Origin of the sequence: Geodermatophilus sp. TF02-6, assembly GCF_003319115.1 — a bacterium.
In the GTDB taxonomy this organism is placed as follows: domain Bacteria; phylum Actinomycetota; class Actinomycetes; order Mycobacteriales; family Geodermatophilaceae; genus Geodermatophilus.
Genome location: NZ_QOHF01000001.1, coordinates 247,312 through 272,586 on the forward strand (window position 1 = coordinate 247,312; position 25,275 = coordinate 272,586).

The 25,275-nt window shown below is 75.5% G+C and carries 34 protein-coding genes; 20 read left to right on the plus strand and 14 right to left on the minus strand.

Annotation, left to right across the window (positions count from 1 at the left end):
- Nucleotides 1-232 precede the first annotated feature (232 nt).
- Complete coding sequence (locus DQ238_RS01190; RefSeq protein ID WP_113779463.1) at nt 233-922, plus strand: NRDE family protein; 690 nt, start codon at nt 233-235, stop codon at nt 920-922.
- Nucleotides 923-983: 61 nt separating this feature from the next.
- Nucleotides 984-1,964: a magnesium transporter CorA family protein gene (locus DQ238_RS01195; RefSeq protein ID WP_113779464.1), complete on the plus strand. Its 981-nt coding sequence runs from the start codon at nt 984-986 to the stop codon at nt 1,962-1,964.
- 16 nt (nt 1,965-1,980) lie between these two features.
- Here DQ238_RS01195 and amrB read toward each other — a convergent pair whose 3' ends face one another.
- Genes amrB through DQ238_RS01215 form a run of 4 tightly spaced genes read right to left on the minus strand, consistent with a single transcriptional unit; the run spans nt 1,981 to nt 5,238 of the window.
- Complete coding sequence (amrB, locus tag DQ238_RS01200; RefSeq protein WP_113779465.1) at nt 1,981-2,832, minus strand: AmmeMemoRadiSam system protein B; 852 nt, start codon at nt 2,830-2,832, stop codon at nt 1,981-1,983.
- Between the two features lie 3 nt (nt 2,833-2,835).
- Nucleotides 2,836-3,690, minus strand: coding sequence for an AmmeMemoRadiSam system radical SAM enzyme (gene amrS, locus DQ238_RS01205; RefSeq protein ID WP_370447497.1), 855 nt, complete (start codon nt 3,688-3,690; stop codon nt 2,836-2,838).
- A 29-nt stretch (nt 3,691-3,719) separates the two neighbouring features.
- Nucleotides 3,720-4,847, minus strand: a complete 1,128-nt coding sequence (locus DQ238_RS01210; protein WP_113779466.1) for a site-specific integrase — start codon at nt 4,845-4,847, stop codon at nt 3,720-3,722.
- Between the two features lies 1 nt (nt 4,848).
- Nucleotides 4,849-5,238 (minus strand): helix-turn-helix domain-containing protein, encoded by a 390-nt coding sequence (locus DQ238_RS01215; RefSeq protein WP_113779467.1) that lies wholly within the window; start codon nt 5,236-5,238, stop codon nt 4,849-4,851.
- 85 nt (nt 5,239-5,323) lie between these two features.
- Here DQ238_RS01215 and DQ238_RS01220 point away from each other — a divergent pair, with 85 nt between their 5' ends.
- The 9 genes from DQ238_RS01220 to DQ238_RS01260 all read left to right on the plus strand — a co-directional run bounded on the left by DQ238_RS01220 (nt 5,324) and on the right by DQ238_RS01260 (nt 11,004).
- A complete protein-coding gene (locus DQ238_RS01220; protein ID WP_233495612.1) occupies nt 5,324-5,527 on the plus strand; it encodes an AlpA family transcriptional regulator in 204 nt (67 codons plus the stop codon).
- Nucleotides 5,528-5,594: 67 nt separating this feature from the next.
- Nucleotides 5,595-5,960, plus strand: a complete 366-nt coding sequence (locus DQ238_RS01225) for a hypothetical protein (RefSeq protein WP_113779469.1) — start codon at nt 5,595-5,597, stop codon at nt 5,958-5,960.
- 3 nt (nt 5,961-5,963) lie between these two features.
- Nucleotides 5,964-6,872 carry a hypothetical protein gene (locus tag DQ238_RS01230; protein WP_113779470.1) on the plus strand — a complete coding sequence of 303 codons (909 nt, stop codon included), beginning with the start codon at nt 5,964-5,966 and terminating at the stop codon, nt 6,870-6,872.
- On the plus strand, nt 6,869-7,168 hold the full coding sequence (locus tag DQ238_RS01235; protein WP_113779471.1) for a hypothetical protein: 300 nt from the start codon (nt 6,869-6,871) through the stop codon (nt 7,166-7,168). The genes DQ238_RS01230 and DQ238_RS01235 overlap by 4 nt, the downstream gene beginning before the upstream one ends.
- 295 nt (nt 7,169-7,463) lie before the next feature.
- Complete coding sequence (locus DQ238_RS22635) at nt 7,464-7,703, plus strand: hypothetical protein (RefSeq protein ID WP_158550677.1); 240 nt, start codon at nt 7,464-7,466, stop codon at nt 7,701-7,703.
- A 202-nt stretch (nt 7,704-7,905) separates the two neighbouring features.
- The gene (locus DQ238_RS01245) at nt 7,906-9,003 is read left to right on the plus strand and encodes a phage major capsid protein (RefSeq protein ID WP_147262991.1); all 1,098 of its coding nucleotides are present in this window, start codon (nt 7,906-7,908) and stop codon (nt 9,001-9,003) included.
- Entirely contained in the window at nt 9,003-9,236 is a 234-nt protein-coding gene (locus tag DQ238_RS01250; protein WP_113779474.1) for a hypothetical protein, read from the plus strand. Before DQ238_RS01245 ends, DQ238_RS01250 begins: the two co-directional genes overlap by 1 nt.
- A gap of 1,127 nt (nt 9,237-10,363) precedes the next feature.
- Nucleotides 10,364-10,756, plus strand: a complete 393-nt coding sequence (locus DQ238_RS01255) for a hypothetical protein (protein ID WP_113779475.1) — start codon at nt 10,364-10,366, stop codon at nt 10,754-10,756.
- A gap of 62 nt (nt 10,757-10,818) precedes the next feature.
- Nucleotides 10,819-11,004, plus strand: coding sequence for a hypothetical protein (locus DQ238_RS01260; RefSeq protein WP_147262992.1), 186 nt, complete (start codon nt 10,819-10,821; stop codon nt 11,002-11,004).
- Nucleotides 11,005-11,125: 121 nt separating this feature from the next.
- Here DQ238_RS01260 and DQ238_RS01265 read toward each other — a convergent pair whose 3' ends face one another.
- The 6 genes from DQ238_RS01265 to DQ238_RS01285 form a co-directional block, all read right to left on the minus strand.
- Nucleotides 11,126-11,479, minus strand: coding sequence for a hypothetical protein (locus DQ238_RS01265; protein WP_113779477.1), 354 nt, complete (start codon nt 11,477-11,479; stop codon nt 11,126-11,128).
- Entirely contained in the window at nt 11,476-11,757 is a 282-nt protein-coding gene (locus DQ238_RS01270; RefSeq protein ID WP_158550678.1) for a hypothetical protein, read from the minus strand. The genes DQ238_RS01265 and DQ238_RS01270 overlap by 4 nt, the downstream gene beginning before the upstream one ends.
- A gap of 2 nt (nt 11,758-11,759) precedes the next feature.
- On the minus strand, nt 11,760-11,915 hold the full coding sequence (locus tag DQ238_RS22640; RefSeq protein ID WP_158550679.1) for a hypothetical protein: 156 nt from the start codon (nt 11,913-11,915) through the stop codon (nt 11,760-11,762).
- 17 nt (nt 11,916-11,932) lie between these two features.
- Nucleotides 11,933-12,112 carry a hypothetical protein gene (locus tag DQ238_RS01275; RefSeq protein ID WP_113779479.1) on the minus strand — a complete coding sequence of 60 codons (180 nt, stop codon included), beginning with the start codon at nt 12,110-12,112 and terminating at the stop codon, nt 11,933-11,935.
- Entirely contained in the window at nt 12,109-12,345 is a 237-nt protein-coding gene (locus tag DQ238_RS22645) for a hypothetical protein (RefSeq protein WP_158550680.1), read from the minus strand. The genes DQ238_RS01275 and DQ238_RS22645 overlap by 4 nt, the downstream gene beginning before the upstream one ends.
- 290 nt (nt 12,346-12,635) lie before the next feature.
- The gene (locus DQ238_RS01285) at nt 12,636-12,980 is read right to left on the minus strand and encodes a hypothetical protein (RefSeq protein ID WP_199506054.1); all 345 of its coding nucleotides are present in this window, start codon (nt 12,978-12,980) and stop codon (nt 12,636-12,638) included.
- 84 nt (nt 12,981-13,064) lie between these two features.
- Between DQ238_RS01285 and DQ238_RS01290 the strand changes: the two genes are divergently transcribed.
- A complete protein-coding gene (locus tag DQ238_RS01290; RefSeq protein ID WP_113779480.1) occupies nt 13,065-13,391 on the plus strand; it encodes a hypothetical protein in 327 nt (108 codons plus the stop codon).
- A 21-nt stretch (nt 13,392-13,412) separates the two neighbouring features.
- On the opposite strand, the gene lhgO is transcribed toward DQ238_RS01290, so the two are convergent.
- Nucleotides 13,413-14,636: an L-2-hydroxyglutarate oxidase gene (gene lhgO, locus DQ238_RS01295; RefSeq protein ID WP_113779481.1), complete on the minus strand. Its 1,224-nt coding sequence runs from the start codon at nt 14,634-14,636 to the stop codon at nt 13,413-13,415.
- A 117-nt stretch (nt 14,637-14,753) separates the two neighbouring features.
- On the opposite strand from lhgO, the gene DQ238_RS01300 reads away from it, so the two are divergent.
- The 3 genes from DQ238_RS01300 to DQ238_RS01310 all read left to right on the plus strand — a co-directional run bounded on the left by DQ238_RS01300 (nt 14,754) and on the right by DQ238_RS01310 (nt 17,437).
- On the plus strand, nt 14,754-15,569 hold the full coding sequence (locus DQ238_RS01300) for a mycofactocin-coupled SDR family oxidoreductase (protein ID WP_113779482.1): 816 nt from the start codon (nt 14,754-14,756) through the stop codon (nt 15,567-15,569).
- Nucleotides 15,570-15,586: 17 nt separating this feature from the next.
- Nucleotides 15,587-16,537, plus strand: a complete 951-nt coding sequence (locus tag DQ238_RS01305; protein ID WP_113779483.1) for an alpha/beta hydrolase — start codon at nt 15,587-15,589, stop codon at nt 16,535-16,537.
- Nucleotides 16,538-16,627: 90 nt separating this feature from the next.
- Nucleotides 16,628-17,437: a fructosamine kinase family protein gene (locus DQ238_RS01310; RefSeq protein WP_113779484.1), complete on the plus strand. Its 810-nt coding sequence runs from the start codon at nt 16,628-16,630 to the stop codon at nt 17,435-17,437.
- Nucleotides 17,438-17,473: 36 nt separating this feature from the next.
- Here DQ238_RS01310 and DQ238_RS01315 read toward each other — a convergent pair whose 3' ends face one another.
- Both DQ238_RS01315 and DQ238_RS01320 read right to left on the minus strand, forming a co-directional pair.
- A complete protein-coding gene (locus DQ238_RS01315) occupies nt 17,474-18,703 on the minus strand; it encodes a cytochrome P450 (protein WP_113779485.1) in 1,230 nt (409 codons plus the stop codon).
- Nucleotides 18,704-18,729: 26 nt separating this feature from the next.
- Complete coding sequence (locus DQ238_RS01320) at nt 18,730-19,722, minus strand: PDR/VanB family oxidoreductase (protein ID WP_233495613.1); 993 nt, start codon at nt 19,720-19,722, stop codon at nt 18,730-18,732.
- A gap of 106 nt (nt 19,723-19,828) precedes the next feature.
- Between DQ238_RS01320 and DQ238_RS01325 the strand changes: the two genes are divergently transcribed.
- Together DQ238_RS01325 and DQ238_RS01330 are read left to right on the plus strand one after the other, a co-directional pair.
- Nucleotides 19,829-20,590, plus strand: a complete 762-nt coding sequence (locus DQ238_RS01325; protein ID WP_199506055.1) for an IclR family transcriptional regulator — start codon at nt 19,829-19,831, stop codon at nt 20,588-20,590.
- Between the two features lie 31 nt (nt 20,591-20,621).
- Nucleotides 20,622-21,320, plus strand: a complete 699-nt coding sequence (locus tag DQ238_RS01330; protein ID WP_113779486.1) for an alpha/beta fold hydrolase — start codon at nt 20,622-20,624, stop codon at nt 21,318-21,320.
- A 52-nt stretch (nt 21,321-21,372) separates the two neighbouring features.
- Here DQ238_RS01330 and DQ238_RS01335 read toward each other — a convergent pair whose 3' ends face one another.
- A complete protein-coding gene (locus tag DQ238_RS01335) occupies nt 21,373-22,188 on the minus strand; it encodes an SDR family oxidoreductase (RefSeq protein ID WP_113779487.1) in 816 nt (271 codons plus the stop codon).
- A 103-nt stretch (nt 22,189-22,291) separates the two neighbouring features.
- Here DQ238_RS01335 and DQ238_RS01340 point away from each other — a divergent pair, with 103 nt between their 5' ends.
- The 3 genes from DQ238_RS01340 (at nt 22,292) to DQ238_RS01350 (ending at nt 25,251) form a co-directional block, all read left to right on the plus strand.
- Nucleotides 22,292-22,735: a TIGR03618 family F420-dependent PPOX class oxidoreductase gene (locus DQ238_RS01340; protein WP_113779488.1), complete on the plus strand. Its 444-nt coding sequence runs from the start codon at nt 22,292-22,294 to the stop codon at nt 22,733-22,735.
- A gap of 120 nt (nt 22,736-22,855) precedes the next feature.
- Complete coding sequence (locus DQ238_RS01345) at nt 22,856-23,728, plus strand: amidohydrolase family protein (RefSeq protein WP_113779489.1); 873 nt, start codon at nt 22,856-22,858, stop codon at nt 23,726-23,728.
- Complete coding sequence (locus DQ238_RS01350) at nt 23,725-25,251, plus strand: long-chain fatty acid--CoA ligase (protein WP_113779490.1); 1,527 nt, start codon at nt 23,725-23,727, stop codon at nt 25,249-25,251. The genes DQ238_RS01345 and DQ238_RS01350 overlap by 4 nt, the downstream gene beginning before the upstream one ends.
- The last annotated feature ends 24 nt before the right edge of the window (nt 25,252-25,275 follow it).

Sequence of the window (25,275 nt, forward strand, 5' to 3'; positions counted from 1 at the left end):
GAACCGCTCCCCTCCCGCGCTGCGGGACCCACGGCGGTGCCCCGGTTCCCCTCGACGCTAGGCCGACGGCGGCGCGCGCCGCAGGGACCGCGGCCGGGTGTGGCGGAGTCCACAGCCGGGCGGCGGCGGACGCGGCGCTCCGGGTCGCTGCGCCGCGGCGTGCCGCGAGCGCCTCGTCGAGGAAGGCGGTCACGTCCGCCAGCACCTCGTCGGAGGCTGCGACCATGGGCGCGTGTGCACGGTCGTCGCGTGCTGGTCCCGTGGACAGCCGGTCCGGATCCTGGCCCTGCGGGACGAGCTGACCAGCCGCGGGTTCGACGACCCCGGTCGCTGGTGGCCGGGGTCCCCGGACGTCGTCGGGGGGCGCGACCGCAGCGCCGGGGGCACGTGGTGCGCCTCCCGGGTGGGCACCGGCGCTACCGCGCTCGTGCTCAACCGGCCGCAGAAGCCGCTGGCCGACCCGGGTGCGCCGAGCCGGGGGGTCCTGCCGCTGCTCGGGGTCACGCACGGCGCGGACTGGCCCCGGTACACCGCTCTCGACGGGATGGCCAGCTTCACCCTGGTGCTGGCGACGCCGTCCCGGCTGACCACCTGGGACTTCGACGGCGCCACCCTCGGGACGACCGAGCACCCGCCGGGGACGTCGATGGTGACCTCCGGCGGCCCCGAGGACGGCAAGGTGGCCCGCCACCTGCGGGCCTTCGCGGACGCCGGCTACCCGCACGGGTGGCGCCGGCTGGTCGCGAGCGGTCCCCCGAGGGACGACCCGGCCGCCCTGGTGGTGCGCCACGAGCACGACGGCCGGGTGTTCGCGACGGTGTTCGGCGAGCTCATCGAGGCCCGGCCGGGCCGGCTGCGCCTGGAGTACAGCCGGCAGCCGTGGACGGGAGCACCGTGGCGCACGCTCGCGGTCGGTCGGTGAGGGCCGCGGGCAGTACCGTGGCCCATCGGCGGACGGCGGGTGGGGCCATGCGGGTGGGATCGTGGACGTTCGCGTCGTGACGCCGGACGGCGTCGAGCACCACGGACCCGACGACCTCCCGGACCTGCTCGCGCGGGACGACGGCGTGCTCTGGGTCGACGTCCCGCAGGGTGACCCCGACGCGGTGAAGGTGCTCGAGCGGGTCTTCGGCTTCCACGCCCGGGCGGTGCAGGACTGCCTGCAGCGCAACCCCGTCCCCAAGGTGCACGTCTACCCCGGCAGCGTCTTCGTCGTCCTGCACGGCCCCGAGCTGGGGCAGCGCGGCCACGTGCACTACGTGGAGCTCGACCAGTTCGTCGGGCCCCGCTTCCTGGTCACCGTCCACGGCCCGGTCAACCCGGCCGTCGACCCGGCGGCCGCGCACCGGGAGACCGACGCGGTCGCCGCGCGCGTGGACAGCGGCCGCTTCCGACCGGCGTCGGGCGCCGAGCTGTCCACGGCCGTCGTCTCCGCGCTGGCCGTGCGGATGCGTGACCACCTCAGCCGGCAGACCACCGACGTCTGGCGCTACGAGCAGCAGGTGACCGCCGGCGAGCTCGGGGACCCGGAGCGCTTCCTCGACGGCATGTTCCGGGTGCGGCACGGCCTGCTGGCCGTGCGGACCATGGCCTCCCTGAACGGCGAGGTGTACGGCCGGATGCACGCGTTGGCCGCCTTCGGCCCGGACGGGCAGCCGCTGCTGGAGAACAGCGCCGACCAGTTCCACCGGCTGGCGACGATGGGGCAGACCCAGGAGGACTACCTGCGCGGGGTGATCGAGTTCTACCAGGCCCGCACCAACACCAAGATGACGATCGCGGCCGAGCGGCTGGCGGTCATCGCCGCCGTCACGCTGCCGATCACCGCGCTGTCCGGGGTGCTGGGGATGAACGTCATCGTCAGCTCCACGACCCACCTGGCCTTCCTCGCCGTGATCGTCGCGGTGATGGTGGCGATGTCGGCCCTGCTGCTGCTCTGGACGAGGCGCCAGGGCTGGTGGTGAGACCCCGGCCCGTCGGTCAGGGCGTGCGCCCGCCGGGTGCCCGCGGACCCGCGTCGGAGAGGAGGAACGCCCCGTAGCCGACCACCCGCCGGGGGTCGGCGCCGCTGTCGGCCGAGGTGGCCAGGCGCAGCAGCTCGACGTCCAGGTCCCGCTCGGCGGCGGAGTGCAGCAGCCCCCGCAGGGGGTGGTGGCCGCAGGCGTCGGCCGGACCGAGCGCGGCGGCGTCCCGGGCGAGGACCGCGTCGGCGGTGCGACGGTCCCGCTCCCGGGCCGCCCGGTCGCCCAGGAAGTGGCTGAGGTCGGTGGAGACGACGGCGACCGTGCCGCCGAGGGGCAGCAGCGCGTCCAGGAGAGCGGCCACCGCCGGTGGCGGCGTCCGGCCGACGAGGACGGGCAGCACCCGCACCGCGGGCCCCAGCGTCCGGACCAGGAAGGGCAGCTGGGTCTCGAGGGAGTGCTCACCGACGTGCGGGGCGTCGTCGAGCGCGACGTGCGGGGACGCGGCCGCCGCCGTCCGGGCGTCGGCGTCGACCTCGACCGGGCCCAGCGGCGTGGCGAAGGCGTCCACGGTCGGCACGGCCATGCCGTCCAGGGGCACCAGGTGCGCCGGGCCCAGCACCACGACGCGGCCGACCGCCTCGCGCCGGCAGGCCAGGCAGGCGTGGGCGGCGGCGGCCACCGCACCGGAGTACCGGTAGCCGGCGTGCGGCGCGACCACGGCGACCGGGCGGGCGGGGCGGACCGCGGGTCGGACCCCGGGGCGGACGTCGAGGTGAACACCGCGCAGCAGCCCGTCCACCAGGTCGGCGAGGGCCGCGGGGTCGGCAGGGTAGAACCGGCCGGCCACCGCGGCCGGACGGACGCGCACGGCTCAGCGGCCCGCAGGGGCGAGCGACACGGGCAGGCGCCGGGCTCCCCAGCGGCCGACCGGCCCGTCGAAGCGGCCGGGGAGGGCGGTGCCGCAGCCCGTGCAGCGGCCGTCGTCGGTGAGCCGGTAGCCGTTGATGACGTACCAGTCCCGTTCCACCACGGCCGCCCCGCAGCCGGGGCAGGGGGTGCGCCCGCCATCGGCGTCGTGGACGTTGCCGGTGTAGACGAACCGCAGGCCGGCGTGCAGGGCGATCCGGCGGGCACGGGTCAGGGTCGCCGGCGGGGTGGGCGGGACGTCGCGCATCTTGTGGTCGGGGTGGAACGCGGTGAAGTGCAGCGGGACGTCGGGGCCGAGGTGCTCGGCGATCCAGGTGCACTCGGCGTCGATCTCGGCGTCGGAGTCGTTGTGCCCCGGGATGAGCAGCGTGGTGACCTCGAACCAGACGTCGGTCTCGTGCCGCAGGTGCACCAGGGTGTCGAGCACCGGCTGCAGACGGGCCGCGGAGACGCGGTGGTAGAACCGGTCGGTGAACGCCTTGAGGTCGACGTTCGCGGCGTCGACGTGGGAGTACAGCTCCCGGCGGGCGGGATCGGTCACGTAGCCGGCGGTGACCAGGACGGCTGCGATGCCCCGGGCCCGGCAGGCGTCGGCGACGTCCACCGCGTACTCGAGGAAGATCGTCGGGTCGTTGTAGGTCATCGCGACGCTGCGGCAGCCGAGCCGCTCGGCGGCCTCGGCGATGCCGTCGGGGGTGGCCGCGGCGGAGAGCCGGTCGATCTCCCGTGACGTCGAGATGTCCCAGTTCTGGCAGAACAGGTAAACGGTCCGCCTAGGCGGACCGTTTTTGCTGCTCAGTGGCTAGGGCACCGCCCCGCGCCCGACCGCTAGGGCACAGCCGGGGCACGAAGGGCACCGGCAGCGTCGGACCACACCCGCTCCAGCGCCTCCAGTGTCCGGGCCTTCCCATCCGGCATCGGATGGCCGTAGACCTCCTGAACCAACCGGGTGTTGGCGTGGCCGAGGTGTTCGGCGACGTCCACGTCGGGCCGCCCCTCGGCCAGCAGCACCGACCCCGCGTGGTGACGGAACATGTGCGAGGTGAGGTCCGGCACCCCGACCGCCGTGCACGCCCGGTGGAGCATCTGGTTGTAGTGGTGCCTGGTGACCGGTCGGCCGGTGGCCCGCCCGTTGCCGAAGATCGCCGCGTCGCGGTCGACGGGGAAGGCCGCCAGGTGCGCGGCCAGCACGTCGCGCACCGGCTCCGGCAGCGGCACGGTGCGGCGCGACGTGTCGGACTTGCACCAGTCGACCCGCTGCCGGGTCAGGTGGTCGACCTGCGCGGCGACCGTGACCGTCGGGGGCCTGCTCAGGAAGTCGACGTCACGGGGCCGCAGCGCCAGCAGCTCGCCGACCCGCAGGCCGGTCGCCGCCTGGACGATCACCAGCGCCCGGTAGCGCGGCGGCATCGCCTCGGCAATCGCCCGCACCTGCGCGACGGTCGGCGGGGTGACCTTCTCCCGGCGCGGCGCCCTCGGCCGCTTGACCCGGTCGGCCGGGTTGTAGGGGATGCGGCCGTCGTCCACGGCCGCCGCGAGCAGCTGGCGCAGGCGACCCACGACCTTGGCCAGCGTGGACGGCGCCAGCACCTTGGACCGGTCGGCCACCCACGCCTGGATCTCCGACGGCCGCAGGTCGACCAGCCGCCGGTCCCCCAGCCGGGTGCCGTCGACGTGCGTTGCGATGACGCTCTCGATGCGGGCCCGCGTGGCGTCGCGGACGTCGTACCTGGTGGCCAGCCAGTCCCACGCCCATTCGCTGACCGTGGTGCGGTCGGACCGGTCGACGTAGGTGCCCCGTCGCACGTCGACCTCTTGGCTCTCGGCGTAGTGCCGGGCCTTGCGTTCGCTGGTGAACGGCTTGCCGTCCGGGCCGCGTGACGCCTTCCGCTGCCGCCCGTCGCCGTCGCGCCAGCGCGCGAAGATGACCCCCCCGCGCTTCTCGATCGACGCCACGTCACACCTCCTCGTCGGGCAGCAGCGCCGCCGCGACCCGCTCGATCCGCTCTCGCAGCCGGGCGACCTCGGCCGCCGCCTGCTCCGGGGTGAGCACCGGCGGGTCCTGGTGCGGGTCGCCGATGCGCACGTGCACCGCGCCGGGCTCGATGACCAGCAGCGCGGCCACCTCGATGTCGAGTGCCTGCGCCACGACCGCGGCCTCCGTGGCCTTCAGTGTCCGCTGGGCCTGCTCGGTCTTGGTGACCGTGTTCGGGCGCCAGCCGAACCCGGCCGCCCGCATCGCCTCGGCCAGCCGTTCCTGTGACCAACCGGCCCCGGTGCGCAGCTCCCTCAGCCGGCGGCCGAGCTGCGCTTCCCGGTCCTCTGCCTGCGTATCGACACCTGTCATGACAGAAACGGTAGTACCGAAAGATGACTACTGTCAACGTGTGCCGCCCCGCGAGGACGGACAGACAGCACCGGAAGGACTCACGTTGACGAAGACCAAGACCCCCAGCGACCAGTGGCTGACCCTGGAGGCGATCGCCGACGAGCTGGGCGTCCCGCTCGGCACCGTCTACAACTGGCGGACCAAGGGCACCGGCCCGGTCGGCTACACCGTCGGCAAGCACGTACGGGTCCGCCGCAGCGACCTCGACGCGTGGCTGGCGCAGCGCCGGGACGGCGGTGCCGCATGAGCCCCGCCCCGGTCGACCGCGAGGCGTGGGCCGCCGCCGTCCGCGCCACCCGGGAGGGCCCGGCGGCATGACCCCCGACGAGACGGCCCCCGCCGAGCGGCAACTCAGCGGGGGCCCGGGAATCCGCGTGGGTGGGGGTTCCACCGACGAGCGTAGCGCCGCCCGCCGACAACCGAGGACCGTCACGCCCGCCGACTGGTCCGCCGCCGTCGCGCGGGTCCCCCTCAACCTCGCCGGCCGCACCGTCGCCGGTCAGTTGCTCGACCGCGCCGGCCGAAGCGGTCGGGTGCGGGCCACCCCCGGCGAGCTGGCCGCGTGCACTTGCCTGCCGGTGACCGGCATCGCCGATGCTCTCGCCGACCTGGCGTCGCGCGGCTTGATCGCGCAGGAGGGTCGGACGCTCGTCCTCACCCGGCCCGGGTCGGCGCGGTGACCGGTGAGCGCCGAGCCCCAGACCCTCGACGGCCCGTACCTCGACCTCATTCGCACCGGCGCCCCCAGCCTCGCCGACGCCTACGGAGCCGAGTACGACCGCCGCGTCTGGCACGCGCTCAACCGCACCGCCCTCGCCGCGATGCAACACGGCCTCGACTTCGCCCGCTGGACCTACCTCCTCGACGAGTCGATCTCCCACCTCGGCCACCAGGCCCGCCGAGCCGGCGGCCGCAAGGAACGCACGACCAGCAGCTACCGCAAGCTGCTCATCAAGGTGTGGGAGAACGCCGAGGAGTACGTCAAGGCGCGCCCCCGGCCCACGGCTGAGCAGGTCGCCGCCGTCATCGCCGAGGCCCGCAGCATCGCCGCCGACCCGTACCGGCTCCCCAACCCGAACGACCGCGCCGTGCTGACCGCCGCCTGCGACCTTGCCGACAAGCACGGCAGCGTCCGCCCGGCCCTACCACTGCCCGAGCTGATGACCCGAACCGGACTCACCCGCAAGGCCGTCCGCTGCGCCCTCGCCCGGCTCGCAGCCGCCGGCGTGATGACCAGAGCCCGCCGCGGCGACGTACGGAAGCGGCTGGCCGCCCTGTACGACCTCCTGCCACCCAACCCGGCCAAGGGCACATACACCCCCGAAGACAGGACTACGTGCCCCTCCCGCATAGGTCTATGTGCCCCGGCCGCCGAACGCATAGGTCTATGTGCCCCTGAGCCCGACCCCACACCCGAGGAAGGACACCCCGTGCCCGCCAACCCCGAACCCCAGACCTCCGACGCGCACGCGGTCGGCGAGGTGAATCGCTGGGACGACCAGCTGTGCGCCGACCCGGGGCACTACGCCCCCGGGGCACTGCACTGCGGCGACTGCTTCGACTGCCTCGCCGAGCGCGAGGCCGCCCGATGATCACGACCGCTCTGCCGTTGGCGCCCCCCGCCCGCTGGAGGGACGCGCTCAAGGCGTCCGGCCTGCCACCAACCGCGATCTTGGTCGGGCACCGGCTCACCGACCGCGGCGCCGACGACGCGACCGCGGTGCTCATGCCCGCCCTCTGGGAGCTGGCCGACGCCTGCCAGGTCCCGCTCCCGGTCGTCCGCCGCTGCCTCACCGTGTTGACCGCGGCCGGGTGGATCGCCCCCGCGACCGACGACGACGGCCGCCGCCTGGCCGTCCTCACCGACCCGACAGGAGACCCCGCATGACCGCATTGCGCGCCCCCAGCGCTCCGTCCGTCACCGCCCCACGCGCCGCGGGGGTCGAGACATCCGGCGACAGCAGGCCGGCGATCGAACGCCCCGAGACGACCCGCCAGGCCGCGAGATGGGATGCGGTCGCCTCCGACTACCGCCGGGCCGGGTGGTGCCCACGGTGCGCCGCACAGGCCGCCTGGGGCCACCAGTGCGGGTTCGCCCGGGTGCACCCCCCCTGCCAACGGTGCCGGGGCCGGGCCCTGCCCGCCCGGCACGACGTCCTCCACGCCCGCCGCTGGTCCCGGTCATGACCGCCGACCTGGACGCCGCCGCCGCCGAGCTGGGCGGCGCCACCGCCGAGTTGCGCGCCGCCCTGGTCGCCTGCGCCGCGGTGTGCCGGGCCCGCGGCCGTGCCGGCGACGCCCTCGCCGCCGCCGCCGCCGACCTCGCCGACTCCGCGTTCGACCGGGCGACGGCCGCCCGCACCCTCGCCGCCACCGCGCTCGCCGCCGCCGGCAACCCGGAACCGTCACAGGGCCCGCTATGATGGGGGGCAGCACCGAGCGAGCACCGCCCGCCGATGACGCGCAGGAGCGCCGAGGCCGGCGGTGAAGCAAGGGAAGAGAGCCGTACCGCGGACGTAAGACGGCCACCGCCGTCGAGACGGCCCCCGGCAGCCGGCCGACCAGCCGTGAGCGCATCCCGCGCCCGGCCTACCCCGCCCTGCCTCTCGAACGGACGACCCTCCCATGCGCGCTGTGCTGCGCGAGGCCCTCGACCGGGCCGACACCATCATCACCGCCGCCCGCAAGGCCGGCCGCCCCCTCACCGACGACGAACGCGAGTACGTCAAGCGGTGCATCGACCAGGCCGACGCCGACCGCGACGCCGCCGCGTTCCGCGACGAGATCGACCGGATGCGCCGCGGCGACCCGGTCGACGGCTCCCCGCCCGGATGGCAGGGCCCCGGCCTCGGCCAGAAACTCATCCAGGCCGGGTTCCACGCCAAGAGCCGCCCGTCGGTGGAGCTGTCCGCCTACGCCGCCCTCGGCGCGCACGCCAAGACCGCGACCCTCCCGCCCACGCCGACGATCAACCCCACCGACCCGGCCTGGGTGCCCATCGGCCGCGACAGCCGGTTTCTGTGGCCGGCGCTGCCCCGCGCCGACGCCGGCACCAACACCGCCGTAGCCGACTTCCGGCAGACCGCCCGCGCCGTCACCGGCGCCGTCGAACGCGCCATCGACGCCACCACCACGAAGGCCGAGCTCGACGTCACGCTGACCGCGGTGAGCGAGCCGATGAAGCAGCTCGCCGTGACCATCCGCGACATCCCCAACGCGATCCTGGAGGCGGAGTCGCTGCTGCGGCAGTTCCTCAACAGTGAGGGCAGGTTCGTCGTGGAACGGGAGCTGGACGCGCACGTCGAACGGCAGATCGTCGCCGCCGCGCCACCGTTCGGCAACACCGGCACCGGGCTGGTTGCGCAGGTCCGCAACGGTGTCACCGCGATGCGCGCCGAGGGCGCCAACCCCTCTGTCTTGGTCGTGAACGCCGCCGACGCCGCCGCCCTGGACCTGACCACCGACGCCGGCGGCTACGTTTTTCCCCTGTCGCAGACCGGCGGCACCGGCCTGTGGGGCCTGCGGGTCATCGAGAGGCCCGGCACCACCCCGCCGTACCTGATCGACCCGGCCATGCTCGGCATGCTGTACCTCGGCGGGATGCGGTTCGACGCCGACCCCTACACCGGGTTCACCCGCAACCTGACCACCCTGCGGGTCGAGGTGAACGCGTTGTTCCACGTCCGCGACGCCCGCGGCGCCCGCCGCATCGCGGCCACCTGATGGCCGGCACCGGCAAGCCGCGGGCCGCCGCCCGCCGCGCACCCCAGCCCGACCAGGAGACCCGCGTCGCCGAGGCGGCCCGCGCCCGCGGCCTGCGCCTGGACCGGGTGAGCGAGGGCCGCTACCGCCTGGTCGACTCCGACACCCACACGCACATCGCCGACGACTGGCCCACCGGGCGGGGCCTGCCCCTCGACCGGCTGGAGCAGGCCCTCGCAGACTGGGCGCCGTAGGCCCCCGCCGGCCGGTGCCCTCCTTGACGCCGGCCGGCGGGACCCTGCCCGCCCCCGCTTCCTGGCAGTTGCCGGAGGCGGGCAGGACCCCACCCCCCACCCGTCCGGTTCTGTGCGGTTCCTGCGGGCGGGGGGTGGGACCCCGGACCCCCCGAACACACACCCCCCCACCCCCCTACGTCACGTGACGCAACCCCGGGCTGGGGAAGAGGCCACCACCCCGGGGGCAGCAGCCCACCCCCGCCCCGCACAGCCCCCGCCCGGGCCACCCCCCCGGCGAGGACCGGCCCCCCGGGGCACCCCACCCCCGGCGGCACCCCACCCCCGGCGGCACCCCGGGCGGCAGCACCCGACCAGCGACCGGACACGACACCCTGACCGACGAGCCGCGTCCGGCGCCACGGACCAGCAGCACCGTCGACCAGCAGCGCGACAGCGGCGACAGGACAGCGACACAGCGGCCAGAGCGGGCACGACGACGACGGCCCCGACGACAAGCGAGCACGAGCGACGGCGAACACGACAGCCGCGGGCAGCGACGGCACGACGAAGACGATGGCGACCAGCGGCACGACGGCGAGACAGTCGCGTGCACGACAGCGACGACGACGGGCGGCGCCGGTGACGAGCACGGCGACCAGCGGCACGAGCAGCGCACCAACAACGAGCAGCACGAGCGGCGGCGCGGCGCCGACGCTGACGACCACCACGACGACGCTGGCCGTCGTCGCTCCGCACAGCCGACGCCGAACCCGGTCGACCGACCCGCACCCGACGCCGGACCGACCCGCACCCGCACCCGAGCCCGACCCCCGAGGCCGGACTCCGCCCGCGGCCACCGACAACCCGCCCAGCGGCCCCACCAGCGCCGAACCCGACCCGCCGCACACCCCGGCAACCTCGGCCGCGGCAACCGCCCCCCACCCGCCGACCTCGGCACACCCTCCCGCCGCTGGTAACACCGACCAGCCCACACCCACACCCACCGCCACCCACCCCCAGGGGAGGGGGCTTCCCCAACCCCACCCCAAGATCATCCAGCCGGTCCGCCGGTCAGCGGAACTCTCTCCCCGGCCCCCAGAGAAAACCGGCCCCGCCGAGGGGCCCCGACGACAGGAGCAGCACCCGTGAACGAACGCGCCCCGGCCGGGCTCAAGACCTCCGGCCGCAAGTTGTGGACCGAGTTGACCAGCACGTTCGACCTGGATGCGCACCGGCTGGTGCTGCTGCGGGAGGCGTGCCGGACCTTGGACGCGTGTGATGTCCTGCACGGGCTGGTGGAGGGCGCGGAGGGGGTGGAGAAGCGCCGAATCCTGGCCGAACTACGCGGTCAGCGGGCCCTGTTCGGGCGTCTGGTGGACCAGGTGATGCCGGAGGACCGGCCGGCGCGGCGGAAGCCGGACCCGGTGGACGGGAAGCTGGCGGAGCTGCGCGCGTTGCACGGGCGGCCCGGTGGTCGGGTGGATGCTCGGCAGTCCCCCCACCCCGCGTTCCCGGGAGGTGCCCCCGATGAGCGGTGAGGACGGGCAGGACCCCGGCGGGCCGCACCGGCGAGGGCCTGCGAGTCCGGCAGACTGACCCCGTGACCATCAGGTGGTTCACCGACGCCGACCGGCGCGACATGCGCGACGCGGCCGAGGAACGCGCGGTGACCGACCAACTGGAGGCCGAGCACGCGACGACCGGCTGCATCCCGATGACCGCCGAACAGGCCCGGCTGATCGACACCCTCGATCTGCGGCCGTGGGACAGGCTCGGCGACCGCTGACCTGCGGCCGAGAGCCTCACCGTGCAGCACGGGGCCCCGCCGTCGTGTGGTGACGGCGGGGCCCGGTGCGGGGGGGTGCGGGGGTCCCGGCCGGCCGGGGGACGGGACCGGCCGGGACGCCTCAACCGTCGGCGCGCCGACGGCTGAACGCGGCCCGCGCCGCCGCGCAGAACGGCAGCGCCCACCGCCGCCGGCGCTGCGCATCCGCCGCGGTCCCGGGGTCGCCCACCAATCCGCCGGCCCGGGCGGCAGGCAGCAGCAGCCCGTCGGCGCGGGCGGCGGCCAGCAGCAGCCCGCCGGCCAGCCGCCGCGCCGTCGCCGCGGTCATCGGGTCCTCGGGCACGACGGCGACGACCAGCGGTGGGCCGTCGTCGCCCGCGGCGGGCCGGACGACGCCGATCTCGGCCGGCTCGCCGTGGGGCAGCGGGACCAGTCCGGTCGTCTCGACCTGGCCGAATTCGCCGGTGGTGCTCACTGGTGGACCTCCCGCCAGTAGGCGTACACGGCTTCTGCCTCCGCGAGATCCTGAGGCAGCTCCCCGGCCTTGACCAGGATCGCCGTCAGGTCCGGCTCGCCGCGTTCGACGCACTCGGCGTAGACCGCGCCGAGCACGCGGGTCGCATACCAGCGAGACTGCGCGAACCGGGACAGCTCCCCGTACGGGCACGTCTGGTCGGACGCGGCCGACACGATCAGCCGGGCCCGCGCGTACTGCGCGAGCTTGGCGTAGTCGCGGGGCGGGTCGGTGGTCACGGTCACGGCCTCCTCGGGGTGTTGGTGACGGTCACCGTGCCGTCGTCGTTGACCCGCAGGCGCCGCCGGTCGCCGCCAGCCAGCGCCAGGGCCTCACGAACGACCGCGCCGGGCACGGTGACCACCGGGGCCGGTGGCGGGCACGTGGGGGCGTCCACGAGGCGCCTGCGGCGGCTCACCGGCCGCCCGCCCGCTCGGCGGCGCGGGTGCGCTCGACATCGACCCGGCGGGCGATGACGTCGTACACGGGCCTCGGCAGGACGACCAGGGTGCGCGCGTCGGCGCCGTCCAAGACGTGGCCGTCGACCACGTCGCCGAGCAGCGCCAGCAGGTCGGCCGCGTCAGGGGCGGTCACCGCTCGGCCGCCCGGATCGCGTCGAGCCACAGGTCAGCCCCCCGGCGGGTCAGCGCGCCCAGGATCACCCCGGCCGCCTCCCGGACCTCGGGGGCGTCGTCGCGCTCGGCGAGGTGTTCGAGCAAGTCCACCAGATCGACGGCGGCCGGGTCGACGTAGAACACCGGCGGGTCGCCGGGCGTGTTCGGCGTGGAGTCATGACCGGCGCGGGACCCGTAGTCAATGATCGGCAATGGGTCCACCTCCTCTGCTGAGGTGCGACCAAGTCGCCGGGGGTCGGGTGGCCGCCCGCCCCCGGCGGCGCCTCGGGTGAGACGCGGCCGTGCAGGAACAGTGAGCCGCCCGCCGGGCTCCGTCAAGAGCCGGCTCACCGGCCGGGCCGCGTGGTGACCGGAGGCCCCCGGTCACCACGCGCCGGGGGCTCCGTCAAGGGCACATGTGGGGCACACACACCCGGAGAAACGCCGGGAAACGACGGGTGACGTTGGTAAGTGTTGGGAGACGAAATCCGCAGCTCAGAACGCTAGTCGGAGCGTTCACGCAGGTCACGGACCCCCCGTTCCCAGTTCTGGCAGAACCGGCAGGCCAGGTTGCAGCCGGCGGTGCCGAAGGACAGCACCGCGCTGCCCGGCAGGAAGTGGTTGAGCGGCTTCTTCTCGATCGGGTCCACGCAGAAGCCGCTCGACCGGCCGTAGGAGGTGAGCACCACCTGGTCGTCCACCCGGCCGCGGACGAAGCACAGGCCGCGCTGCCCCTCGTGCAGCCGGCACTCCCGCGGGCAGACGTCGCACTGCACGCGACCGTCGTCGAGCCGGTGCCAGAAGCGACCCGGGACCGTGTACCGGTCGTCGAGGCTGATCTCGGTCATCGCGCCTCCCGCCCCCACGATAGAACTGCCGGGCCGCAGCGACACGGCTGCGCGGCACCGACGAGGAGGCGGCACACTGGGGCGGTGAGCTCGCTGCCGCCTGACGGCCCGGCCGCGGCGCGCGGGGTGGTCCGTCTGCTCAACACCGCCGACGGGCGGGCGCTGTGCCTGGCCGGGGCGGTCGACGCCACGACCGTCGACGCCTTCCTGCGCCGCTACGGCCGCGAACCGGTGCGGGTCGACCGCGTCGACGCGGGCTCGGTGACCTCGCTGTCGGCTCCGGCGCTCGAGCTGCTGCGCGACCACCTCGACGCCGCCGAGCGGGCGGGCCGGCCGGTGGCGCTGCGCCGGTCCCCGGCGGTCGAGCGCCTGCTCGCCGGGCCGGCGCCGGTCGGCGAGCCGGGTCGCTGACGCACCGGCCGGCGCCACCGGTCAGGCGCCCCGCTCGGTGAGCACCCGGTCGGCCACGTGCTCGCCGATCGCCAGCGCCGAGGTGGCCGCCGGCGACGGCGCGTTGCGGACGGCGACGACCGGCCCGACGGCGTGGATGCGGAAGTCGTCGACCAGCGTGCCGTCGCGGTCGACGGCCTGCGCGCGGACGCCCGCCGGTGCCGGCCGGACGTCGTCCTCGGTCAGCGCGGGGACGAACTCCCGGGCCGCGGCGAGGAAGACCCGGCGCGACAGCGAGCCGCGGATCTCCGCGATCCCCGTGCGCCAGTGCTGCCGCGCCAGCGGGCGCATCCCGGGCCAGCGCACCGTCTCCCAGAACTCGCCGAGCCGGACGTCGCGCCGGCGGTAGCCCTCGCGCGCCAGGGCCAGCACCGCGTTCGGCCCCACGTCGACGCCGCCGCCCACCCGCCGGGTGAAGTGCACCCCGAGGAACGGGTAGCGCGGGTCGGGCACCGGGTAGATCAGCCCGCGCACCAGGTGGGTGCGCTCCGGGACCAGCCGGTGGTACTCGCCGCGGAAGGGCACGATCGCCGGCCCCGCCTCGTCGCCGGCCAGCCGGGACACCCGGTCGGACTGCAGCCCGGCGCACACCACGAGCCGGTCCACCGCCAGGGCCTCCGCGTCGGAGCGCACCACCACTCCCCCGCCCGGCTCCCTGCGCAGGCCGGTCACCTCGAAGCCCAGCCGGACCTCGTGCCCCTTGCGCCGCAGCTCCTCGGCCATGGCCCGCGCGACGGCGCGGTAGTCGACGACGGCGGTGCGCGGCGAGTGCAGCGCCGCCTCCCCGACGGCCTCGGGCTCGACCTCCCGCAGCTGCTCGCCGGAGAGCCGGCGCAGGCCGGGCACGCCGTTCGCGGTGGCCCGGCGCTCGATCTCCGCGAGCGCGGGCAGCTCCTCGGGACGGCGCGCGACGACCAGCTTGCCGCACTCGTCGTAGCCCAGGCCGTGCTCGGCGCAGAACTCCCGCAGCAGGCCCCGTCCTCGGGTGCACAGCTGCGCCTTGAGCGAGCCCGGCCGGTAGTAGAGGCCGGCGTGGACGACGCCGCTGTTGTGGCCGGTCTGGTGGACCGCGACGTCGTCCTCCTTGTCCACCACGGTGATCTGCGCGTCGGGCCGCAGCTGGGCGAGCCGGCGGGCCACCGCGAGACCGACGATGCCGGCACCGACGACCCCGATGCGACCGCCGTCGGTGTGCCGGCCTGGCATGTCCGGGCACCTCCACTGCTGCGGGTACGAGCGGTCACGGGAGCGCCGAACGGTCCGCAGCCGCGGCGCCCCGGGACGTAGTGTGACCGCCATCCGAGGCGAGGAACGGGAGGCTCCGTGGCGGGTCGGGTCGAGGGCAAGGTCGCGCTCATCACCGGAGCGGCGCGCGGGCAGGGTCGGGCGCACGCGGTCCGCCTGGCCGAGGAGGGCGCCGACGTCATCGCCGTCGACGTGTGCGGGCCGCTCCCCGACGTCAGCTACCCCTCGGCGACCCCCGAGGACCTGCAGGAGACCGTGCGGCAGGTCGAGCAGCGCGACCGGCGGATCGTCGCCGCCACCGTCGACGTCCGCGACCTCGACGGGCTGCGCGAGGCCACCGACCGGGGCGTCGCCGAGCTCGGCCGGCTCGACGTCGTCGTGGCCAACGCCGGCATCTGCAGCCCGCGCGCCTGGGACCAGGTCACCCCCGAGGTCTTCGGCAACACCCTCGACGTGAACGTCACCGGCGTGTGGAACACCGTGATGGTCTGCGCACCGCACCTGGTGCGGGCCGGCGGCGGCTCGATCGTGCTGATCAGCTCCGCGGCGGGCCTGAAGGTCCAGCCGTTCATGGTCCACTACACGACCAGCAAGTTCGCCGTCCGCGGGATGGCCAAGGCGTTCGCCGCCGAGCTGGCCCGCCACTCCATCCGGGTCAACTCCGTCCACCCCACCGGCGTCGCCACCCCGATGGGCGAGGGCGACATGCAGGCGACCCTCGGCGCCGCGATGGCCACCGACCAGAGGCTCGGTGTCATGTTCATGAACATGCTGCCGGTCGAGGTCACCCGGCCCGAGGACGTCGCCGCCGCGGTGCTGTTCCTCGCCTCCGACGAGTCGCGCTACGTCACCGCGCACGAGCTGGCCGTGGACGCCGGCGTCACCCAGGTCTAGCAGAGGGGACGCGCGGGATGGCGCGCACGGACCTGCGGGTGCGCCTGTTCGGCCGCCTGCTCGCCCGGACGTCGGTCGCCACCATGGACGACGCCCGGCTGCGGAGGGCACAGCAGCGGCGGATCGGCCACAACCCGCTCACCGACCTGCTGTTCGGCGCGGTCGCCCCGGGCGTGCGCCTGACCGACGGGACGGCGGCGGGCGAGGTCGGTCCCGTGCCGGTCCGCGTCTACCGGCCCGACCGCGCGGGCGGCGGACCGCTGCCGCTGGTGCTCGGCTTCCACGGCGGGGGCTGGACGCTGGGCTCGCTCGACTCCGGCGACTGGCTGTGCTCCTCCGTGGCGGCCACCGTCGGCGCCGTCGTCGTCTCGGTCGACTACCGGCTGGCCCCCGGGCACCGCTGGCCGGCGGCGGCCGAGGACTGCTACGCGGCCCTCGTCGACGTGGTCGGCCGGGCCGCGGAGCTGGGTGCCGACCCCGAGCGGGTCGCGGTCGTGGGCGACAGCGCGGGCGGCAACCTGGCGGCGGTGGTGTGCCTGATGGCCCGCGACCGCTCCGGCCCGCGGATCGCCCACCAGGGGCTGGTCCACCCGGCGGTCGACCTGACCATGAGCAGCCCCTCGATCGAGGAGAACGCCTCCGCGCCGATCCTGACCCGGGCCGACTGCCTGGCGTTCCGCGACCACTACCTGGGCGGTCAGGACCCGCGCCAGCCCTACGCCTCGCCGCTGTTCGCCGGCGACCTCTCCGGCCTGCCGCCGGCCCTGGTGCAGGTGGCCGAGCACGACCCCATCCGCGACGACGGCCTGCGCTACGCCGCCGCGCTGCGGGAGGCCGGCGTGCCGGTGCGGCTGACCGAGTACGTCGGGATGCCGCACGGCTACCTGAGCTTCCCGCGGCTGTGCCGGGCCGCTCCCCAGGCGCTGGCCGAGCTCTGCGCGGAGCAGGCGGCCGTCCTGGCCCGGTGACCCGGCGGCCGGTTCGGCCCGGCGCCCGGCACAGGCCCCTCGCTGTGATCCGGTCCCCGACCGGAGCGGTCCGGGCCCTAGGGTCGCGGGATGCCGAGGGGGGACGACGGGGAGGCGTGGCCGGCGGGCCTGCCGCCGCTGGCCCACGGCACGCCGCTCCCCGGTGGCTGGGTCGGGCGGACCCGCCGGGGGCGGCTGGTCGACGGCCGCGAGGTCGTGGTCAAGCAGTCGCCGCACCCCGCCGACGCCGAAGCCGACAGCCTGCAGGCGCTGGCCGCGGCCGGCGTGCCGGTACCCGGCGTCCTCGGCGTCGCGGCCGGCACCCTGGTCCTCGAGTACGTCACCGGGCGGCCGAACTGGGCCGGGCTCGGCCACGCGGTCGCCCGCATGCACGGCACCTCCGGTCCGGCGTTCGGCTGGCACCGGGACAACTGCGCCGGCCGCTTCCGCCAGGACAACGGCTGGCTCGACTCCTGGGGGACCTTCTACGCCGAGCGTCGGGTCCGCACCCACCTGTCCGACCCGACCGTGCCGGCCGATCTGCGCGCCCGCCTGCACCGCGCCTGCGACGGCCCCCTGCCGCGGCTGCTGCCGCGGTCCACGACACCGGCGTTGACCCACGGCGACCTGTGGGCCGGCAACGTCGTCGACGGACGCTGGCTGGTCGACCCGGAGGTGAGCTACGCCGACCGGGAGCTCGACCTGGCCTACATGCAGGCCTCCCGCAGCCTGCCGCCGCGGTTCTGGGCCGCCTACCAGCGCGCCCGGCCGCTCGAGCCGGGCTTCGCCGCGCGGCGGCCCGCCCTGCAGCTGCACCACCTGCTGCTCGAGGTCCGCCACTTCGGGCCGCAGCCGCACCGCCGGGGCGTCGAGGCGGTGCTCGACCACTACGGCTGGTAGCCGGGTCAGGGGGAACGGATCAGGGGTGAGCGCGCCTCACCGTCGGCCCAGCCGGACGCGGACGGGGATGCTCTCCCAGGCCCGCAGGGTGTTGTTGTGGTGCCGCCTCGTCGGGCCGGCGAGCTCGATCCTGTCCACCCGGCGGGCCAGGGCGGTGAGCAGCGCCTCGGCCTCGAGCCGGGCGACGTGCTGGCCGACGCACTGGTGGATGCCCATGCCGAAGCCCACGTGCCCGGAGGGGTCGCGGGACAGGTCGAAGGAGTCCGGGTCGGCCCAGCGCCGCGGGTCGCGGTTGGCCGCGCCGAGGAACATCAGGATCTTCCTGCCCTCCGGGACGACGTGCTCGCCGACCCGGACGTCGCAGGTCGCCGTCCGGAAGAACGTCTGCACCGGCGACTCCCAGCGCACCGCCTCGTCGAAGGCGACCCGCGCCAGCGAGGGCTGCTCGCGCAGCCGGTCCCACTGCTGCGGGTGGGCGGCGGCGGCGGTGGCGAAGGCGTACAGCACGGCGGACAGGCCGTGCACCGTGGTGTCCACGCCGGCGGTGAGCAGCGACCGGACGACGAGCGGCGCCTGCTCGGGGGTGATGTCGCCGCGGTCGGACGCCGCCCAGATCTGCGCGCCGAACCCGTCGTCGGTGAGCACGTCGCGGGCGCACTGGGCGTCGACCCACGCCGAGAGCTCGGCGACCCGGGGAGCGCCCTCGGCGACCAGGTCGTTGCTCGGCCCGAACGCGTTGAAGGCGTGGTCGCCGTAGGGCAGCAGGTTCTCCCGGCCCTCCTGCGGGATGCCGACCGCGTCGGGGAAGACCCGCAGCGGGAAGGCCTGGGCCAGGGCGCTGACGGCGTCGAACTCCTCACCGCCGCCGAGGACCTGCTCGACCAGCTCCTCGGCGTCGGCCAGCCAGCCCTCCCGCAGCCGGCGCAGCGCGCGCGGGCCGAGGACCCGGCTCAGCACCCGCCGGGGTGCGTCGTGCCGCGGCGGGTCGGCCTCCAGCAGCAGGCTCGGCGGCCGCCACGGCTCCTCGTAGCGGAAGTTGGACAGGCCCACGCCGGCCGCGGACTGGAAGCCCTGCCAGTCGACGAGCGCGGCGTGCACCTGCTCGTAGCGGGCGAAGGCGTACACGTCGTACCGGGTCAGGTGCACGACCGGGCCGGCCTCGCGCAGGGCGGCGTGCAGCGGCAGGGGGTCCTCCAGCACCTCGGCGCCGAACGGGTCGGCGTCGTTGGCCGGCAGGGTGGGGGTCGAGTTCAGCGTGGCGGTCACCGGTGTGCCTCCCCGGTCGCGGGTGGTCAGAGGTCGAGGACGAGGCGGTCGCTGCGCGCCCGGGACACGCAGATGAACATGCAGTCGCCCGCCGCCCGCTCCTGGTCGTCCAGCAGGGCGTCGCGGTGGTCGGGTTCCCCGGCGAGGACCGTGGTCTCGCACGTCCCGCAGATGCCCTGCCGGCAGGAGGACAGCACCTCCACTCCGGCGGCGCCGACCGCGTCGAGGACGGTCGTGTCCGCCGGGACGGTCACCGTGACGCCGGTGCGGGCGAGCTCGACGTCGAAGGGGGCCTGCCGCACCGGGCCGGTGAGCTCCTCCCCCGCGAACCGTTCGGTGCGCAGCGTGTACGGCGGCCAGTCGGCGCACACGGTCTCCACGGCCGCCAGCAGCGGGGCCGGACCGCAGGAGTAGACCTTTACGTCCGGGCGGGGCGCACCGAGGAAGGCGGGCAGGTCGAGCAGCCCGAACTCGTCCTGCGGCACCACCTGGACGCGCTCCCCGTAGCGGCCCAGCTCGTCGAGGAACGCCATGGACGCGCGGCGGCGGCCGCCGTAGAGGAGGCGCCAGTCGGCGCCGAGCAGGTCCGCCTGGTGCACCATGGGCAGCAGCGGGGTGATGCCGATGCCGCCGGCGACGAACAGGTAGCGCTCCGACGGGACCAGCGGGAAGTTGTTCCGGGGGCCGCCCACGCCGACCAGGTCACCGACGTCGAGCTCGCCGTGGACGTAGGCGGAGCCACCGCGGCCGGCCGGCTCGCGCAGCACCCCGACGCGGTAGGTGAACGGGTCCCACCGGTCCCCGCAGAGGGAGTACTGCCGGGTCACCCCGTTGGGCAGCACGAGGTCGACGTGCGCGCCGGGTGCCCAGTCCCGCAGCCGGTGTCCGGTGGGCGAGGCCAGGTCCAGGGTCAGCACGTCTTCGGCCACCAGCCGCTTGCCGGTCACCCGCAGCGTGGCGACGTCCGCGGACACGGCCCCCGCCTCGGTGCCGACCACCCCGGTCAGTGTGTGCACCACCCGGTCCTCCTCGTCGTCTCGGAAAGCGTGGCCCAGGTCGCACCGGTGGCGAAGCGTCGTCTCAATGGACGAGAGACGCGTTCTGCCCGCGTGGCACACTGCGGTCGTGCCGCGGACCGCCACCGGGGAGTCGTCCATCGCCCGAGCGGTGCGGGTCTTCGCCGCGTTCACCCCGGACGACACGTCCCTGCGGGTCTCGGAGATCGCGCGGCGGACGGGCCTGCACGTCGCCACGGCGTCGCGGCTGGTCGCCGAGCTCGCCGCCCACGGACTGCTCGAGCGGGGACCCGACCGCAGGGTCCGCGTCGGGGTGCGGATGTGGGAGCTGGCGTCCCGGGCCTCCCCCACCCTGTCGCTGCGGGACGCCGCCATGCCCTACCTCGAGGACCTGCACGCCGTCGTCGGCCACCACGCCCAGCTCGGCGTGCTCGACGGCGACGAGGTGCTGTTCGTCGAGCGGCTGTCCGCCCGCGACGCCGTCGTCAACTTCTCGCGCATCGCCGGCCGGCTGCCGCCGCACATCTCGTCCTCGGGTCACGTGCTGCTCGCCCACGGCCCGCCCGACCTGCACGAACGCGTCCTCGGCCGGCCGCTGGAGCGCCGCACCGGCAGCACCATCACCACGCCGGGAGCGCTGCGGGCGGCGCTCGCCGAGACCCGCCGCCGCGGGTACGCCCTGCTGCCCGGCCACGTGCACGAGGAGGCCGCCGGGGTCGCCGTCCCCGTCCGGGGGCCGCTGGGCGAGGTCGTGGCAGCGCTGTCGGTGATCGTCCCCAACGACGGCCGCGCCCAGGCGCAGGTACCGGCCCTGCTGGCCGCCGCCCGCGGCATCAGCCGGGCCCTGGCCGGCAGCCGCCCCGGATCCTGACGACCGAGCAGCGCCCGCCACACTGGCGTCGATGGACGACGACCCGACGACGCCCGGCGCCGTGTTCGTGCACGGGCTGTGGCACGGCGCGTGGTGCTGGGACGGCGTCCGCGCCGCGCTTCACGAGCGGGGCGTCGGCAGCATCGCCGTCGAGCTGCCGCTGACCGACCTGGCCGCCGACACGCGGGCGACCCGGGATGCGCTCGACCGGTTCGGCCGGCCCGCGGTGCTGGTCGGGCACTCCTACGGCGGCGCCGTCGTCACCGGCGCGGGCGCGCACCCGCTGGTCCGCGAGCTGGTCTACGTCGCGGCGTTCCAGCTCGACGACGGGGAGTCGGTCAGCCGCGTCCTGCCCGGGCGCTCCGTGCCGGAGACGCGGCTGGGCGAGGCGTTGCGCGTCACCGGCGACGAGGTGGCCCTCGACCCGGTGCTGGGGCCCCGCCTGCTGTACGGCGACGCGCCGCCCGGCGTGGCGGCCGAGGCGGCGGCGCGGCTGCGGCCGGTGGGACGGCGGGTCTTCCGCGGCGTCCCCTCGGCGGTGGCCTGGCACACCGTGCCGTCGACCTACGTCGTGTGCGCCGCCGACGAGGTGGTGCACCCGGAGCTGCAGCGGGCCATGGCGCAGCGGGCGACGCGGCGGCTGGAGTGGCCGTGCGGGCACAGCCCCGCAGCCACCCGTCCGGAGGTCGTGGCAGGGCTCGTCGCCGACCGGGTCGCCGCGGTCGGGTGAGGGCGCTCCCCGCCGCGCTGACCCCACGGCCCGGCGGGTGCGGCGGTCCGCGTCACGGTCGGTCCGGCGGCGCGGGTGGTGCGCTCCCGGTCGTCGTCCGCACCAGCCGGCGGACGCCGGCCAGCCAGCGGTCGGGGTCGGCGGCCTTCTGCGCCCAGTAGGTGCCCACCTCGGGGTGCGGGAGGATGAGGAAGCGCTCCGCGGCCAGCCCCTCGACCACCGACTGCGCGACGTCCTCGGGCGAGATCACCGAGCCCGACGCGGCCACCACGGACGCCGCCGAGCGGCCCTCCTCCAGCGGGTCGAGCAGCAGCGGCGTGGCCACCCCGAGCGGGCAGACGGCGCTGACCCCGATCCCCCGGTCGCCGTAGGTCACCGCGAGCCACTCCGCCAGCGCGACCGCTGCGTGCTTGGTCACCGTGTACGGGGCGTCCCCGGGGGTGGTGAGCAGGCCGGCCGCGGAGGCCACGTTGAGCAGGTGGCCGCTGCCCCGCTCGAGCATCGACGGGAGCACCGCGCGGGCGGCGTACACGTGGGCGAGGACGTTGACCGCGAACACCTGCTGCCAGGTGGCCGGGTCGACCTCGACCCCGCCGCCGGTGAAGACGCCGGCGTTGGAGCAGAACAGGTCGATGCGCCCGTGCGCGGCGAGCGTCCGCTCCACCAGCGCGGCGACGGCGGCCTCGTCGGTGACGTCGGTGGTGTCCGCCGTCCCGCCGATCCCGTCGGCCACCCGCTGCGCCGAGGCGCCGTCGCGGTCGCTGACCACCACGGCCGCGGCCCCCTCGGCGGCGAAGCGGCGGGCCAGCGCGGCCCCGATCCCGCTGCCCGCTCCGGTGACGACGGCGACGGCGTCCCCCAGCTGCACGCCGACAGCCTCCCGCCCCCGGCGGAGGACCGCACGTCGGCGACGCGGCCGCGGCGGCACCGACCGGCGCGCGCCGGGCGGTCGCCGGTGCCAGGGTGCGGGCATGACCAGCCTCGAGGACGTGTCGGCCGTCGCCCGCAGCGAGCACCACCTGGCGGTCGTGTCCACCCTGCGGGCCGACTCGACCATCCAGTCGTCCGTGGTGAACGCCGGGGTGATGCCCCATCCCGCCGGAGGGCACCCGGTCCTCGGCTTCGTGACCTACGGCAGGGTCAAGCTGGCCAACCTCCGCGGCCGGCCGCAGGTGGCCGTCACCTTCCGGCACGGCTGGCGGTGGGCGACGGTGGAGGGACGCGCCGAGCTGGCCGGCCCCGAGGACCCGCAGCCGTGGCTCGTCGACGCCGATGGGCTGCGCCTGCTGCTGCGGGAGGTGTTCACCGCGGCCGGCGGCCGGCACGACGACTGGGACGAGTACGACCGGGTCATGGCCGAGCAGCGGCGCACCGCCGTGCTCGTCGAACCGGTCAGGACCTACGGCAACGGGTGACCGCCGCCCCGCTCGGACCGGGAGCGGTGCACGCCCTTCCCGACCGCACGGTCACCTCCCTACGGTGACCGGCGGCACCGCTGTCGGGCCCCTGCCACCCGCGCCGTCCGAGGAGGACCCGTGACCGCACTCGACCTCGACGCGCTGGTCGCCATCGACGTGCACGTGCACGTCGAGCAGGACCTGCACGGCCACAAGTCGATGGACGACGAGCTGCTCGCCGCGGCGGCGAAGTACTTCAAGGGCGACCCGTACCACCCCACCGTGCCCCAGATCGCCGCGGACTACCGCGCGAAGAACATGGCCGCGGTCGTCTTCACCGTCGACGCCGAGCTGGCCACCGGCCACCCCACCCTGTCCAACGAGGAGATCGCCCAGGCCGCCGCCGAGCACCCCGACGTGCTCATCCCGTTCGCCTCGATCGACCCCGCCCGCGGCGTCGCCGGCGTGCGCGCCGCCCGCCGGCTGGTCGAGGACCACGGCGTGCGCGGCTTCAAGTTCCACCCCTCCATCCAGGCCTTCTCCCCCAACGACCGCCGCGCCTACCCGCTGTACGAGCAGCTGCAGAGCCTGGGGGTGCCGGCGTTGTTCCACACCGGGCAGACCGGCATCGGCTCCGGCCTGCCCGGCGGGCGCGGCATCAAGCTGCGCTACTCCGACCCGATGCTGCTAGACGACGTCGCCGCCGACTTCCCGCAGCTGACGATCATCCTGGCCCACCCCTCGGTGCCCTGGCAGGACGCCGCCATCGCCGTGGCCCAGCACAAGGCCAACGTCTACATCGACCTGTCCGGCTGGTCCCCGAAGTACTTCCCGCCCCAGCTGGTGCGCGCGGCCAACACCCTGCTCAAGACCAAGGTGCTGTTCGGCTCGGACTACCCGCTGATCCGCCCGGAGCGGTGGATCGAGGACTTCGACGCCCTCGACATCCGCGACGAGGTCCGCCCCCTGATCATGAAGGAGAACGCGATCCGGGCCCTGGGGCTGCGGTGAGGAACGCCGGGCTGGGCTCGTGGCCGGAGCGGCGGCTGCGCATCTCCCCCGAGCGCGACGCGATCTGGTTCGAGGGACGGACGACGTCGCACGCCGGCTTCGCCGAGCGGGTCCGCCGCACCGCCGGCGCGCTGGCCGGCCTCGGCGTGCGCGCCGGCGACCGGGTCGCCTGGATCAGCGGCAACCACCCCTCGGCGCTGGAGACGCTCTACGCCTGCGGCCAGCTCGGCGCGATCTGGGTGCCGGTCAACGCCCGGCTCACCGCCCCGGAGGCGCGGTACGTGCTCGAGCACTCCGGCTCGACGGTGGTGGTGCACGGGCGGGACTCCGGCGTCCTGGCCGACGCCCTGCGCGACGTCGTCCCCACCTGGGTCGCCGCCGAGCCGCCGACGAGCGGTGGCGCGGACTCGCTGCCCTACGAGCAGCTGCTGGCCGCCGCCCAGCCGGAGCGACGCGACGAGCCGGTCTCCCTCGACGACCCGTGCCTGGTCATGTACACCTCCGGCACCACCGGCCGGCCCAAGGGCGCGGTGCTCACCCACGGCAACATGACCTGGAACGCCGCCAACCAGCTGCTCGGCTTCGACTTCACCCCCACCGAGCGCACGCTGGCGCTGGCGCCGCTGTTCCACATCGGCGGCCTGAACGGCACGGTGAACCCGACCCTGCTGCGGGGCGGCTGTGCGGTCGTCGTGCGCGGGTTCGACCCGGCCGGGACCCTGGCGGTCATCGAGGAGCAGCGGGTCACCAGCTTCTTCGCCGTCCCCACCGTGCTCGACGCGATGGCCCGCGAGCCGGGCTTCCGCACCCGCGACCTCTCCGCGCTGCGCACCATCGGCGCGGCCGGCGCCCCGCTGCCCCTGCCGACGCTGCGCACCTGGCTCGACCGCGGGGTGACCGTGCAGCAGGCCTACGGCATGACCGAGGCCGCACCCGGCTGCACCGTGCTCGACTCCGCCGACGCCGTGCGCAAGGTCGGCTCGGCCGGCAAGCCGGTGTTCTTCACCGACGTGCAGGTGGTCCGCCCCGACGGCAGCCCGGCCGGCGTCGACGAGGTCGGCGAGGTGCTCGTCTCCGGGCCCAACGTCATGGCCGGCTACTGGAACGACCCCGAGCAGACCGCCGCCGTGCTGTCCGACGGCTGGTACGCCACCGGGGACGCCGGCTCGTTCGACGTCGAGGGCTTCCTCTACATCCGCGACCGCTACAAGGACATGATCATCTCCGGTGGGGAGAACGTCTACCCCGCCGAGGTCGAGTCCGCCCTGCTCGAGCTGCCCGGCGTCCTCGAGGCCGCGGTCATCGGCGTGCCCGACCAGCGGTGGGGCGAGGTCGGCCTGGCCGTCCTCGTCGCCGCCCCCGACGCCGAGCGCGACCCCGAGGCGGTCCGCACCGCGCTGCGCGAGCGGCTGGCCGGCTTCAAGGTGCCCCGCCACGTCCACTTCGTCGACGAGCTGCCCAAGACCGCCACCGGCAAGATCCGCAAACCCGACCTGCGGGCCGGCTGCACCGGCCCGAGGTGAGCACCGCAGCCCTCGCCCGGGTGC

What these genes read in the sequence shown, in the direction of transcription:
- DQ238_RS01215 (WP_113779467.1), bottom strand. Translation starts at nt 5,238, where the DNA reads ATGACAGGTGTCGATACGCAGGCAGAGGACCGGGAAGCGCAGCTCGGC.
- DQ238_RS01225 (WP_113779469.1), top strand. Translation starts at nt 5,595, where the DNA reads ATGACCCCCGACGAGACGGCCCCCGCCGAGCGGCAACTCAGCGGGGGC.
- DQ238_RS01235 (WP_113779471.1), top strand. Translation starts at nt 6,869, where the DNA reads ATGATCACGACCGCTCTGCCGTTGGCGCCCCCCGCCCGCTGGAGGGAC.
- DQ238_RS22635 (WP_158550677.1), top strand. Translation starts at nt 7,464, where the DNA reads ATGACCGCCGACCTGGACGCCGCCGCCGCCGAGCTGGGCGGCGCCACC.
- DQ238_RS01245 (WP_147262991.1), top strand. Translation starts at nt 7,906, where the DNA reads ATGCGCGCTGTGCTGCGCGAGGCCCTCGACCGGGCCGACACCATCATC.
- DQ238_RS01250 (WP_113779474.1), top strand. Translation starts at nt 9,003, where the DNA reads ATGGCCGGCACCGGCAAGCCGCGGGCCGCCGCCCGCCGCGCACCCCAG.
- DQ238_RS01285 (WP_199506054.1), bottom strand. Translation starts at nt 12,980, where the DNA reads ATGACCGAGATCAGCCTCGACGACCGGTACACGGTCCCGGGTCGCTTC.
- lhgO (WP_113779481.1), bottom strand. Translation starts at nt 14,636, where the DNA reads ATGCCAGGCCGGCACACCGACGGCGGTCGCATCGGGGTCGTCGGTGCC.
- DQ238_RS01305 (WP_113779483.1), top strand. Translation starts at nt 15,587, where the DNA reads ATGGCGCGCACGGACCTGCGGGTGCGCCTGTTCGGCCGCCTGCTCGCC.
- DQ238_RS01310 (WP_113779484.1), top strand. Translation starts at nt 16,628, where the DNA reads ATGCCGAGGGGGGACGACGGGGAGGCGTGGCCGGCGGGCCTGCCGCCG.
- DQ238_RS01330 (WP_113779486.1), top strand. Translation starts at nt 20,622, where the DNA reads ATGGACGACGACCCGACGACGCCCGGCGCCGTGTTCGTGCACGGGCTG.
- DQ238_RS01340 (WP_113779488.1), top strand. Translation starts at nt 22,292, where the DNA reads ATGACCAGCCTCGAGGACGTGTCGGCCGTCGCCCGCAGCGAGCACCAC.